The following is a 12729-nucleotide window of genomic DNA, read 5'->3' as shown; positions in this document are numbered from 1 at the left end:
AACGCCTCACGGTCAAAGCGGGGAACAGGGCGCGCATCAGTTCTCGTGAATCCAGTTGCGGAGCACTTCCACGGTCTCGCTCGGGCTGGCGCGGACCATGTCGACCACCCGCTGAACGGTCTCGGCCTGGACCTTGCCGTTGAGCTGGGCAAAATCGACGAGGCGCGCGGTCGGGTTGTCGGGGGGGACCATCAGGGCCTCGCCGCCCCCTGCCAGAGCCCCGGCGCCGCCCTCGGAGAGGAGGGCGATCTGGATCGGCTCCGAGGCCAGGACCTTCTTCAGGAGCGGGCGCACCACCGCCATCAGGACGATCAGGGTCAGCATCGTCAGGACGCCGAGCTCGACGATCCGCATGATCTCCTCCTTCGAGGGGGCCAGCAGCGACTGGACCAGCGACGGCTCCAAGAACTCGGCCGGGACCGGCGTCTCGGCAAAGCGCAGGTTCACCACCTCGACCTGATCGCCGCGCGCCTTGTCGAAGCCGATGGCCGAGCGCACCAGGGCGGCGATGCGGTCGACCTCGGCCGCCGGGCGCGGCTGGTAGACCGGCTTGCCGTCCGGACCGGGCACGTAGGCGCCGTCGACCACCACCGCCACCGAGAGCCGCTTGACGCGACCGCTCTCGGCGATCTCGGTCTTCGTCACCCGGGAGATCTCGTAGTTCGTGGTCTCCTCGTTCTTGTTCGTGGAGTCCTTCTGCGCCGGCGCCTGGCCGGGCTGATTGGCGCCCGGAAGCTCGTTGCCGACGCTGACCGCGCCCTCGGCGCCGCCGGTGAGGGAGTTCTCGCTGCGGGTCTGGGTCGAGCGCACCACCCGGCTCTCGGGGTCGAAGCTCTCCGACTTGCTCTCGATCCGGTTGAGGTCGAGCTCGGCACTGACCTGGATGCGGGCGCGCCCGGCGCCGACGATGCCGGCGACGATCTCCTCGATCTGCGCGCGCAGGCGGCGCTCGATGCCGACCTGCTTCTCCTCCATCCCGGCCCCGGTCTCGGATTCGGCGCCGCGGGCGCCATCGGCCAGCAGGCGGCCGCGCTCGTCGACGATGGAGACCCGCTCCGGCTTCAGGCCCTCGACGGCGGAGGCCGCGAGGTGGCGGATGGCCCGGACCTGGGAGGGATCGAGGTCGCCCATCAGCTTCAGGACGATGGCGGCGCTCGGCGTCTCGCGGTCGCGCTCGAACAGGCGCCGCTCGGGGATCACGAGGTGGATCCGGGCCGCCTGGACCCGGCCGATGGCGCGGATCGAGCGGGAGAGTTCGCCCTCCAGCGCCCGCAGGTGATTCACGTTCTGGACGAAGTTGGTCGACGAGAAGGCGTCGCCCTTGTCGAAGATCTCGTAGCCGACGCCCGCCGCGCTCGGCAGGCCCTTGCCGGCGAGATCCATGCGCAGGCGCGGCAGGTCGGCCCGCGGCGCGAGGATGGTCTGGCCCGCGTCGCCCTTGGTCTCGTATATGATTCCGCGCGCGTCGAGATCGCGGATCACCGCCGAGGAATCGGACATCGACAGGTCGGCGAAGAGGACGCCCATGTCGGGCTTCGAGACGCGCAGGATGACGAAGGCGAAGAAGCCGATCAGCGTCATCGTGACGGCGGCCATGGCGGCGAGGCGCGCCGGGCCCAACTTTGTCACGAGGTCGAGGACCGGTTTCACGACGCGACGCACCCACCCGAGACGCGGCGCCGGACTGCCGGCACCCGCTCGGCAAAATTTGCCTGGGTCGTGGTTAGCGCCGGGTTAACAATCGTGAACGAAGTGCGGCCGGGAGCCATGCACGGCCTCCGGAAACGCGAAAGCCGCGCCCGGGTGAGGGGACGCGGCTTCCGGGATCGGGGGGCTGGGACGGGGTCGGGCAAGGTCCCCGGCCGTTTTCCGGCTCAGTGGCGGTAGTGCTGGATGCGCGTGGTGCGCAGGCCGGCCAGACCGTGCTGATCGATGGAGAACTGCCAGCTCAGGAACTCCTCGGTGGTGAGGGTGTAGCGCTGGCAGGCCTCCTCGAGGCTGAGGAGACCGCCCCTGACGGCGGCGACCACCTCGGCCTTGCGGCGGATGACCCATCGACGGGTGGTGATCGGTGGAAGATCCGCAATGGTTAACGGACTTCCATCAGGCCCGATGACATACTTCACTCTCGGGCGGCTTGGTTCGGTCATGATACGCTCTACAACTCGACTGACCTGTCGATGTTGGAAGCTACTTGAGCCCACTTAAGATATCTTGAAGCGGATCGATCGCATTGGATTCGCCCGGTTGGTCATGTGGACAACCTTGCGCCGATGTCCTGGACGGTCGAGACCGGAACCCGCGACGTACCCACCAGCAGCACCGGCTCCGAGCCGCTCAGGTCGACGCTGTCGACCGTTCCGCTCACCTTGGTGTCGACGGTGATCTTGGTCCCCGTGGCGTCCACCGCGTCGACCTTGATGGCGTAGGTGCCGTTCGGCGCGGTGAAGCCGCTCGACGAACGGCCGTCCCAGGTGAAGGTCTGCGCGCCCGCGGCGAGCGCCTTCGTCTGCGTCGCCACCACGTTGCCCTTGGCGTCGCTGATCGTCATCGTCGCCTGCTTGGCCGCCCGCGACGGCGTCAGCGTCCAGGACGCGGCCCCGTCCTTGAGCGCGGTCGTCTTGCCGTCCGCGGTGATCGTCTGACCGATGAAACCCGTGGCCGAGGCGGCGCTGGACGACTTGGCGTTGCTCAGGATCGAATCGAGCCGGTCGTTCGACTTCAGCTGCTGCTCGACGCCGGCATACTGCACCAGCTGCTGGGTGAACTGGTTGGTGTCCATCGGATCGAGGGGGTTCTGATTCTTGAGCTGCGTCGTCAGCAGGGTCAGGAACTGGGTGAAGTTCCCGGCGAGTTCCTGCTGCGAGGTTTTGGTCGTGCCGCTCGACCCGGTCGAACTCGCGGCGCCGGTGATGCCTGAAGCCATGTTCGGATTCCTCAGATGCGGATGTCGATGCCGGAAAGGGCGCCGTAGCGGCGCATCGGAACGGCGGCGATGGGATTCGGGTCGGGGCTGTCGGCGCGCGCGCTCCGGCCCGTGTCGGACCGCTGCCCGTCGCCCCCGGAGCCGCTGGAGCGGCCGTCGGACTGGCCGTCTCCGCGCAGGGACAGTTCGATGCTGCCCTCGCCGGGATTCAGCCCGGCCTGCGCCAGGGCCTGCTGCAGGTTGCCGGCATCGCGCTGGAGCAGGGCCAGGGTCTCGGGCCGGTCGACGACGAGCCGGGCCTGGACGGCACCGGTCTCCTTGTCGATGTCGAGATTGACGTCGATGCGCCCGAGATCCTTCGGATCGAGACGGATCTCGAACTGGTTGCTGCCCGAGAGGGAGCGCAGGCCGATGGTCATCGGCACGGCGCCGAGGGGCACCGGCGGCTGGGCCGGGGCCGCCGGCGCGCCGGGCGCGACCGCCTCGGCGGCCTTCACGTGCGTCGGCGCCGGCGCCGCCGTGGCGGCGGGCGCGAGATCGGTCCGGGCGGCGCCCTCCGCGGCCGGCGCGAGGCTGGCGGCGAAGTCGCCCTGCGGCTTGCCGTTGCCCGCATCGGCGCCCTCGGAGCCCTCGCCGCGGCCGGCCGGCGCGTGAATCTTTAGTCCGTGCGGGACCGGGGCCGCCGTGCCGCCCGCATCGGCGCCCGCGGCCACGACCGGGGCGGCGGGACCGGCCGGATCCTCCGCCGGGACCGCCTCGCCCGATCCGGCGGAAGCGGCCGATTGCGCGGCCAGAACCGCAGCACTCGGCGGCGGGGCGACCGGCAAGGGGACGATCGGCGCCCCGAGATTGGTCTGCGCGGCCGGTTGCGTGTCCTCGGAGGTGTCGGCCGCGGCGGTCTCGCCCGCCGCCGCCTCCGGGGAGGATGCGGCGTCCCGGGCGGGCGCGGCCGGGCCGCGGGTCGCGGGCGCTCCGGGCGGGACCTTCGCGTCGGCCTGCGCCGTCGGCGCGTCGTTCGGGGCGGCCGGACGCGGCGGGCCCCTGTCGCTTCCGCCCTGCGCGCCGGCGGGGCGGGGGCGGGGCGGCATCGCAGGGCGGGAATCCCCGGCCTTGGCGGTGCGTGCCGCCGCTTCGGCCTTCGCGGCGGCCTTCGCGGTGTCGCGGGCCTGCGCGGCCTCGCGGTTCGCCGCCGCGTCGGCGGCACGGTCGGACGCGATCCGCTCGTTCCGATCCGCGGCCGCCGCGCGGTCGTCCCGGGCGCGGGCCTCGGACACGGGCGGGCGGGGATCGGGCATGGGCGCGTCGAGACTGAAGGCCACCGTCCCACGCGACGGAAGCACGCCGGGCGAGACCGGGCGCCGGGCCGGGGAGTTCCAATCGATCGACGACACGGCCATGGGCGACAATCCTCTACGGACCTTGCCCGAGCAAGGCGCAGGCCAGCCGTCTCCAAGCGCAAGTTCTTGACAGGACGTGCATTTTTTCCAGAGGCGCTGTCCTGCTCCGGCACGGCCGGGCAAATCCTGCCGGGGGACCGGCAGCTTCCGCCCGGTGACGTCGCCCTGCGCGGGAACGCACCCACCGCCGCGGCCTCCCTGGAACTCCCGGGCCAGGATCGCTATAGACTCACGCGCGGGGCCGGACCGGTCCCTTCCGGCAAACCCTGGCGCGATGAATTCCCTCGATCTTCCCAAGGCTCCGCACGAGACGCGCGTCGTCGTCGCCATGTCGGGCGGCGTCGATTCCTCCGTCGTGGCCGGGCTGCTGAAGCGCCAGGGCTACGACGTCGTCGGCATCACGCTCCAGCTCTACGATCACGGCGCCGCCACGCATCGGAAGGGTGCCTGCTGCGCCGGCCAGGACATTCACGATGCCCGGCGCGTCGCCGAGGCCCTCGCCATCCCGCACTACGTCCTCGACTACGAGGACCGCTTCCGCGAATCCGTGATCGACCGCTTCGCCGAGAGCTATCTGGCCGGGGAGACGCCGATCCCCTGCGTCGAGTGCAACCGCTCGATCAAGTTCCGCGACCTCCTGCGCACGGCCCGCGACCTGGAGGCCGATTGCCTCGCCACCGGCCACTACGTGGCGAGCCGGCCCGAAGCCTCCGGGGGACGCGGACTCTACCGCGCCCTCGATCCGGCCCGCGACCAGAGCTACTTCCTCTACGCGACCACGGCCGAGCAGCTCGACTTCCTGCGCTTCCCCCTGGGCGAATTGCCCAAGGACGAGACCCGCCGCCTCGCGCGCGACCTCGGCCTCGCCGTGGCCGAGAAGGCCGACAGCCAGGACATCTGCTTCGTGCCCCAGGGGCGCTACGCCGACGTGATCGCGCGGCTGCGGCCCGACGCGGCGCGGGCCGGCGAGATCGTCGATCTCGGCGGGCAGGTGCTCGGCCGGCACGAGGGCATCATCCACTACACGGTCGGCCAGCGCCGGGGCCTGCGCCTCGCGGTGGGCGAGCCGCTCTACGTCATCCGCCTCGAGCCCGACACGGCCCGCGTCGTGGTCGGACCGCGCGCGGCGCTCGCCACCAGCCGCATCCGGATCACCGACCTGAACTGGCTGGGCGGCGCCGGGACCTGCGAGAACCTGCCCGTGGCGGTGCGCGTGCGCTCGACCCGGGAGCCCCGGCCGGCCCTCCTGAACCGGGACGCCGCGGGCGACGCGGCCGAGATCGTCCTCGCCACGCCGGAGGACGGTGTCTCGCCCGGACAGGCTTGCGTCATCTACGCCGATGACGGCCCGCGCGCCCGCGTTCTCGGCGGGGGCACCATTCGGCGCGTCGACGCGTTGGCGACCGGCGCGGCCGAAGCCGCCTGACCGAAGCCGCCTGACCGAAGCCGCCTGACCGAAGCCGCCCGACCGACGAACCGCCCCCACGCATCCCATCCCTCCACAGGACGACGAGATCGACATGCTGAGCGAGCCGCGGGAGGCCGGTCCGAGCACCGCCCTGATGCGCAAGGCCTATGCGCGCTGGGCGCCGGTCTACGACGTCGTCTACGACAAGCTGACGGAGCCGGCTGCGCGGGACGCCGTCGAGGCCGCCGTGGCCTGCGGGCCGCGCATCCTCGAGGCCGGCGTCGGCACCGGCTTGTCGCTGGGCTACTATCCGCCGACGAGCTTCGTCTGCGGCGTCGACCTCTCCGAGGACATGCTGAAGCGCGCGCGGGCCAAGGTGCTGCGGCGCGGCCTCCATCACGTGCGCGGCCTCCAGGTCATGGATGTCTGCCGCCTCGGCTACGCCGATGCCAGCTTCGACGCCGTGGTGGCGCAGTTCCTCATCACCCTGGTGCCGGATCCGGAGGCCGCCCTCTCGGAGTTCCTCCGGGTGGTCCGCCCGGGCGGCGAGATCGTGCTCGCCAACCATTTCGGCCAGACCGCCGGTCCGGTGGCCAAGGTCGAGGAGATCGTGGCGCCGCTCTGCACCAAGATCGGCTGGTCCTCGGCCTTCAAGTCGACCCGGATCGAGGCCTGGGCCCGCGCCAACGGCGTCGACTTCATCGGCGTGTCGCCGACCTTCCCGGGCGGGTTCTTCAAGATCCTGCGGATGCGCAAGCGCGGGTGAGCGAGCCGACGCCGCCGGCGAGCCCCGGAACGCCGACGCGGCTGAAGCGCCTCCTGCGCTGGGGGCCGCTCCTGCTCCTCGTCTGCGCCTCGCTGGCGGTGCTCGCCTCGGGGGCCTCGCACCTCCTCAGCCTCGACCGGCTGCTCGCCTCGCGGGCCTGGCTCAACGCCTGGGTCGCCGAGGACCGCTTCCGCGCGATGGTGGTGGCCTACCTCGTCTATGTCGGGGCCGTGGTGGTGTCCGTCCCGGCCTCGCTCTTCCTGACGATGCTGTGCGGATTCCTGTTCGGGATCGTGCCCGGCGCCCTCGTGGCCGTTGCCTCCGCCACGACGGGCGCCGCCATCGTCTTCACCATCGGCCGCGGGCCGGCCTCCGACCTGCTCCTGCGGCGCGCCGGCCCGCGCCTCGCCGGCCTCGCGGCCGGATTCCGCGAGGACGCCTTCGGCTACATCGCGTTCCTGCGCCTGCTGCCGGTCTTCCCCTTCTGGATGACGAACCTGGCGCCGGCCGCCTTCGGAGTGAAGCGCAGCACCTTCGTGCTGGCGACCCTGGTCGGCCTCCTTCCGGGCGCCTTCATCTACGCCTCGACGGGGGCGGCGATCGAGGACGTGGTCCTGGCGCACGAGAGCGCCAAGGCGGCCTGCCTCGCCGCGGCCGGCCTCGATTGCGAGAACGCCCTGACGCTGCGCGCCCTGATCACGCCCAAGATGGTGCTCGGCCTCGGCGCATTGGCCGCCCTCGCCCTGATCTCGGTATTCGTCCGACGTCGCGCACAGGGGCGGCGCCGTCTAGAATCCTGATCGAATTTAGCCATACACCTGATCTAAAAAGTTGTATCTCTGGACGCAGCCTAATGCCGTCCGGAGCGTTGGTGGGCAATCGCGCGTCGAGCCGTCGCCCTGAAAACGCCACCGGACCGCTCTCCAGATCAGGTTTTCGCCGTCCGCCGCCGCGCCCTTGGAACACCGGAACCGCTAAGTACCGAGATGGGTGTGACGTCGCACGTCGAATTCGACCAGAAGGTGGCCGCGACGTCCCCCGTGGCCGAGCGTGGGCTCGGCCGACATCTTGGCCTGTCCGGCCGGCTGTTCCTGCTGACCGTGGCCTTCGTCGCCCTCATCGAGGTACTGATCTACGTGCCCACGGTGGCGAACTACCGCCGGATGTGGCTCTCGGACCGGATCGCGGCCGCCCAGGTCGCCGCCCTCGTCCTCGATGCCGCGCCCGACCAGCAGGTCTCGGAAGGCCTGTCCCAGCGCCTGCTCGCCGGTGCCGGAGCCCGCGCCATCGCGGTGCGCGGCAACGGGACCCGCCGGCTTCTGGCCAACGAGACCGTGCCCGACAGGGTCTCGGAGATCATCGACCTGCGCTCGGAGCATTGGATCCGCTCGGTCCGCGGCGTCGCCCGCACGCTCTTCCTGGAGTCGCCCGACCCGATCCGCGTGATCGGACACGGGCGCGACGGCTTCGACCTCGTCGAGATCCTGATGGACCCGGGTCCCTTCCGGGAGGCGGTGGCGGATTTCTCGATCCGGCTGGCCCTGTCGTCCATGGCCCTCGCGGCCGCGGTGGCCGGCCTGATCTTCCTCGTCCTGCAGCGGGCGATCGTGAGGCCGGTCCGGCGCCTCGTCGAGAACATCACGGAATTCGCCGACAATCCGGAAGCGATCGACGGCGTGATCGTGCCGTCGCGCCGCACCGACGAGATCGGCCATGCCGAGATCGCCCTGGCCCGTATGGAGACCGCGCTGGCGCAGGAGCTGCGCGAGAAGCGCCGGCTGGCCGGGCTCGGCCTGTCGGTGAGCAAGATCAACCACGAACTGCGCAACCTGCTGACCACGGCGCAGCTCCTCAGCGACCGCCTCGACGGCATCGCCGACCCCGTGGCCCAGCGGGTGGCGCCGCGCCTCGTCGCGACCCTCGATCGCGCGATCCGTTTCTGCGAGGAGTCCCTGGCCTATGGCCGGGCGACGGAGCGCAACCCGGACCGGCGCCTCGTGCCGCTCGCCCCGATCTTCGCCGAACAGGCCGACCTGGCCGGGCGTGGGCGCGATTCGAAGATCGTCATCCGCGAGATCTGCCCCGGTGAATTGCGGATCTTCGTCGATCCCGACCAGTTCTCGCGGGCGCTCGCCAACATCGTCCGGAACGCGGTGCAGGCGCTGAGTCCCCAGGGCGCCGGCTACGAGCCCCCGACCCAGGAGAATCCCGAGATCACAATCGAGGCGCGCCGGCGGGGTCAGCCCGGGTCCGGCGAGACGCAGATCCTCGTCGCGGACAACGGCCCGGGCCTCCCGCCCCGCGCCCGCGAGCACCTGTTCTCGCCGTTCAAGGGCTCGTCGCGCGCCGGCGGCACGGGCCTCGGCCTCGCCATCGCCTCCGAGCTGATCGAGCTCAACGGCGGTCGCCTCAGCCTCGACGACACCGCCATCGGGACCTGCTTCCGCATCACCATCCCGGACGCCGCCGGCGCCTGAACCGGCGGTCGGGGCCGGGGTCGGGCGCTACTCCGCCGCCGCCAGGGTCAGGCCCGGGACGGTGATGCCGATGTCGCGCAGGAGCTCGGCGTCGGAATCGGTCTCGTTGTTGGCGGTGGTCAGCAGGCGCTCGCCGTAGAAGATCGAGTTGGCGCCGGCGAGGAAGCACAGGATCTGCGCCTCGCGGGTCAGGCCCTTGCGGCCGGCGCTCAGACGCACCCGGGCGCGCGGCATCACGATGCGGGCCGTGGCGCACATCCGCACCAGATCGAGGGGATCGACCGCCGAGCGATCCTCCAGGGGCGTCCCCTCCACCGCCACCAGGGCGTTGATCGGCACGCTCTCCGGATGCGGCGCATGGTTCGCCAGCACCTGGAGCATGCTGGCGCGGTCCTTCACGCCCTCGCCCATGCCGACGATGCCGCCGCAGCACACGCCGATGCCGGCGTCGCGCACGTTCTGCAGGGTGGTCAGGCGATCCGCGTAGGTCCGCGTGGAGATGATGTCGCCGTAGAAGTCCGGCCCGGTGTCGAGGTTGTGATTGTAGGAGGTGAGCCCGGCCTCCGCGAGGCGCTCGGCCTGCGAGGGCGACAGCATCCCGAGGGTCACGCAGGCTTCCATGCCGAGACCGCGCACGCCGCGCACCATCGCCAGCACGGCGTCGAATTCCGGTCCGTCCTTGGGCTGGCGCCAGGCCGCGCCCATGCAGAAGCGGTGGGCGCCGGCCGCCTTCGCCTCGGCCGCCTCGCGCAGCACGGCATCCACCGGCATCAGGCGCTCGCGGGCCATGCCGGTGCCCTTGTGATGCGCCGATTGCGGGCAATAGGCGCAATCCTCAGGGCATCCGCCGGTCTTGATCGACAGCAGGCTGGCCCGCTGGATGTCGGACGGATCGTTGTGCGCGCGATGGACCTCGGCCGCACGGAACACGAGGTCGAGGAGCGGCAGATCGTGGATCGCCTGGATCTCGGCCACGCTCCAGTCGTGACGGATCGCGGCTGTCGCGGGGGCCGGGCGGAAGGCGAGGGGGGCCAGGGTATCGGTCATGGTCCCCATGAGGCGAATCCCGGCCGGAAAATCAAGCCGGCCGGTGCCTTCAATGCGTGGGCTCGCCCGCCGCCACCTTGGCGGTCCAGCCGTCGAAGGCGACGATCTCCTGCCGCTGCTCGCCCAGGCCCGCGATGCCGAGGGTCATCACGTCGCCGCTGCGCAGGAAACGCGGCGGCTTGCGCGCCATGCCGACGCCGGGGGGCGTGCCGGTGGTGATGACGTCGCCGGGCTCCAGCATCATGAAGTGCGAGACGTAGGCGACGAGCTGCGCGGCATCGAAGATCATCGTCGCCGTGGAGCCGGTCTGCATCCGGGTGCCGTTCACGTCGAGCCACATGGCGAGGTTCTTCAGGTCGGGGATCTCGTCGAGGGTGACGAGCCAGGGACCGAGCGGGCCGAAGGTCGGGCAGCCCTTGCCCTTCGTCCAGGTGCCGCCGCGCTCCATCTGGTACGCGCGCTCGGACACGTCGTTGCAGATGCAGGCGCCGGCCACGTAGGACAGGGCCTCGTTGGCGTGCACGTAGGAGGCGCGCGCGCCGATGACGAGGGCGAGCTCCACCTCCCAGTCGGTCTTGGCCGAGCCCTTGGGCAGGATCACCCGGTCGTTGGCGCCCGCGAGGCACGAGGGCGCCTTGTTGAAGATGATCGGCTCGGGCGGGATGTCGGCGCCGATCTCGGCGGCGTGATCGGTGAAGTTCAGCCCGATGGCGACGAAGTTGCGGGTGCCGCCGACGCAGGGTCCGAGCCGGGTGTCGGCCGCAAGGGCGGGCAGGCTCGCGGTGTCGATCCGGCGCAGGCGCTCCAGCGTCTCACGCGAGAGGGCCGGGCCGGCGATGTCGCGCACATGGGCCGAGAGGTCGCGCAGGACCCCCTGCGAATCGATGAGACCCGGCTTCTCGTCTCCGCTCGCGCCGTGCCGTACCAGTTTCATCGCTCGTGCCTCCGCATGACGTTGCGATGCCTGACATCGATCGCGCGGGGACACCCGGCAAGGGGCGATCCGCGACGGATGCCGCGCGAAGCGACCCGCCGAAGCCGCGTCCGGGCCGGATCCGGCCGGTTTTGTCGCCGAAAGGTCACACCGCTTCCCGGAGATGCGAGTCCCGCGTTTTTTCCGGTTCGGCGCTTACTCACGACAACGAGAGTTTAGATGTGAACCATTCTGCCGGCTTCCTGGCGCCGGCGATTCCGAGGCTGCAATATCGCGCTCGCAGAAGTTCAGCTTAGAACTTATACTATATTTTTACTTGATTATGTTCGGATTGCGAAGTTGCGCCAGTCGCGTCATTGTCTCACCCAAGGTGCGAGACCGATCCGATCGGGACGGGACTAGCGAGCGCCAACAACAAGGGTGGGTCTTACGTCATGATGGGCACGATTCGGGGCCGTTCCATCCGGAGCTTCGCGCGATCGGGAGTTTCCGCGGCCATCCTCTGCGCCAGCGTGGCTGGCGCCTCGGCCGGCGCCTTCGGCATCCGCGAGCAGAGCGCCCAGACCCAGGGGCTCGCCTGGGCGGGCGCTGCCTCCGGCTCCGGCGGCGTCTCCTCGATGTTCTGGAACCCCGCCACCGTGACCATGCGTCCGGGCTGGGTCACCGAACAGAACCTGAGCTTCATCAACCTGTCGGCGAAGATCACGCCCGATGTCGGCACGAACCCGGCCTTCGCCCGTCTCGGCGACAGCGGCGAACTCGGCCAGGGCGCCATCGTCCCGGCGGGCGCCACCTCCTACCAGCTCAACGACCGCCTCTGGGTCGGCATCACCACGGGCGCGCCCTTCGGCCTCGTGACGAAGCCGCGCCAGACCTGGTCGGGCGAGCTCTACGGCCGCTCCAGCCGCATCTTCTCGCTGGCCTTCAACCCGGTCATCGGTTTCAAGGTCAACGAGTGGCTCTCGGTCGCCGCCGGCCCGAACATCGAGTACTTCAAGCTCGTCCTGCGCCAGGCCTTCATCCCGGGCGCCGTCTTCAATCCGGCCGCTCTGCCGAGCTCGGGCCTGAAGGGTGATTCCTGGGGGGTCGGCTTCACCGCCGGCGCACTGATCACGCCTTTCGACGGCACGGCCATCGGCGTCGGCTACCGCTCCTCGGTGCACCACGACATCGGCGGCCAGCTCATCCTGCCGGGCGCCTTCTCGGCGCTCGGAGGCGACATCAAGGCCAAGCTCAACACGCCCGAGAAGCTGAGCGTCGGCCTCACGCAGGCGATCACCCCGGTGGCGCGCATCAATCTCGGCTTCGAATGGGACAACTGGAGCCGCGTCGGACTGATCAACATCGTCTCGGCCGGGGCACGGGCCGCGGCGCCGCCGCTGACCCTCAACTACAAGGACGGCTACACCTACTCGATCGGCGGCGAGTACGACTGGTCGCCGGCCCTCACGGTCCGCGCCGGCGTCGCCTACGAATCCTCGCCGATCGACTTCTCGAACCGCTCCGTGCGCCTGCCCGACGGCGACCGGGTGAACGTCTCGGTCGGCGGCAGCTACCGCTGGAGCGAGAAGCTGACCCTCAACGTCGCCTACTCGCACTTCTTCGTCGACAAGGGTCGCATCCTCGCCGGTCCCGGACGTGACTACAACGTTCAGAACGTCGTCTTCGCCGGCGTGGCCGACAGCAGCGCCGACATCGTCTCGGTGGGCTTCCGCTACGTCTTCGGCGATCCGGCCGTCGCCGCGCCGGCCCCGCTGGTGCGCAAGTTCTGAAC

11 protein-coding genes are annotated in these 12729 nt (G+C 70.7%); 5 read left to right on the top strand and 6 right to left on the bottom strand.

The features are described 5' to 3' along the window. Window positions 1–36: 36 nt before the first annotated feature. The 4 genes from fliF to ACLBWX_RS03600 all read right to left on the bottom strand — a co-directional run bounded on the left by fliF (window position 37) and on the right by ACLBWX_RS03600 (window position 4323). A complete protein-coding gene (fliF, locus tag ACLBWX_RS03615) occupies window positions 37–1650 on the bottom strand; it encodes a flagellar basal-body MS-ring/collar protein FliF (RefSeq protein WP_447675704.1) in 1614 nt (537 codons plus the stop codon). Between the two features lie 224 nt (window positions 1651–1874). Continuing rightward, window positions 1875–2150, bottom strand: a complete 276-nt coding sequence (sciP, locus tag ACLBWX_RS03610; RefSeq protein ID WP_163641852.1) for a CtrA inhibitor SciP — start codon at window positions 2148–2150, stop codon at window positions 1875–1877. 101 nt (window positions 2151–2251) lie between these two features. Beyond that, window positions 2252–2926, bottom strand: coding sequence for a flagellar hook assembly protein FlgD (locus ACLBWX_RS03605; RefSeq protein WP_447675703.1), 675 nt, complete (start codon window positions 2924–2926; stop codon window positions 2252–2254). Between the two features lie 11 nt (window positions 2927–2937). Next, window positions 2938–4323, bottom strand: coding sequence for a flagellar hook-length control protein FliK (locus ACLBWX_RS03600; protein ID WP_447675702.1), 1386 nt, complete (start codon window positions 4321–4323; stop codon window positions 2938–2940). Window positions 4324–4597: 274 nt separating this feature from the next. Here ACLBWX_RS03600 and mnmA point away from each other — a divergent pair, with 274 nt between their 5' ends. The 4 genes from mnmA to ACLBWX_RS03580 all read left to right on the top strand — a co-directional run bounded on the left by mnmA (window position 4598) and on the right by ACLBWX_RS03580 (window position 8974). Then, complete coding sequence (gene mnmA, locus ACLBWX_RS03595; RefSeq protein WP_447675701.1) at window positions 4598–5749, top strand: tRNA 2-thiouridine(34) synthase MnmA; 1152 nt, start codon at window positions 4598–4600, stop codon at window positions 5747–5749. A 94-nt stretch (window positions 5750–5843) separates the two neighbouring features. Continuing rightward, window positions 5844–6497, top strand: coding sequence for a methyltransferase domain-containing protein (locus tag ACLBWX_RS03590; RefSeq protein WP_447675700.1), 654 nt, complete (start codon window positions 5844–5846; stop codon window positions 6495–6497). After that, window positions 6494–7297, top strand: coding sequence for a TVP38/TMEM64 family protein (locus ACLBWX_RS03585; protein ID WP_447675699.1), 804 nt, complete (start codon window positions 6494–6496; stop codon window positions 7295–7297). Before ACLBWX_RS03590 ends, ACLBWX_RS03585 begins: the two co-directional genes overlap by 4 nt. Window positions 7298–7489: 192 nt before the next feature. Further along, window positions 7490–8974, top strand: a complete 1485-nt coding sequence (locus ACLBWX_RS03580; protein ID WP_447675698.1) for a sensor histidine kinase — start codon at window positions 7490–7492, stop codon at window positions 8972–8974. A 27-nt stretch (window positions 8975–9001) separates the two neighbouring features. Here the strand turns inward: ACLBWX_RS03580 and bioB are convergent, their stop codons facing one another. Further along, window positions 9002–10021, bottom strand: coding sequence for a biotin synthase BioB (gene bioB / locus ACLBWX_RS03575; protein ID WP_447675782.1), 1020 nt, complete (start codon window positions 10019–10021; stop codon window positions 9002–9004). A 49-nt stretch (window positions 10022–10070) separates the two neighbouring features. Further along, window positions 10071–10955 (bottom strand): fumarylacetoacetate hydrolase family protein, encoded by an 885-nt coding sequence (locus ACLBWX_RS03570; RefSeq protein WP_447675697.1) that lies wholly within the window; start codon window positions 10953–10955, stop codon window positions 10071–10073. Between the two features lie 446 nt (window positions 10956–11401). On the opposite strand from ACLBWX_RS03570, the gene ACLBWX_RS03565 reads away from it, so the two are divergent. After that, the gene (locus ACLBWX_RS03565) at window positions 11402–12727 is read left to right on the top strand and encodes an OmpP1/FadL family transporter (RefSeq protein ID WP_447675781.1); all 1326 of its coding nucleotides are present in this window, start codon (window positions 11402–11404) and stop codon (window positions 12725–12727) included. The last annotated feature ends 2 nt before the right edge of the window (window positions 12728–12729 follow it).

The sequence above is a fragment of the Methylobacterium sp. M6A4_1b genome (assembly GCF_053345175.1).
This window is presented reverse-complemented; position numbering and strand designations above follow the sequence as displayed.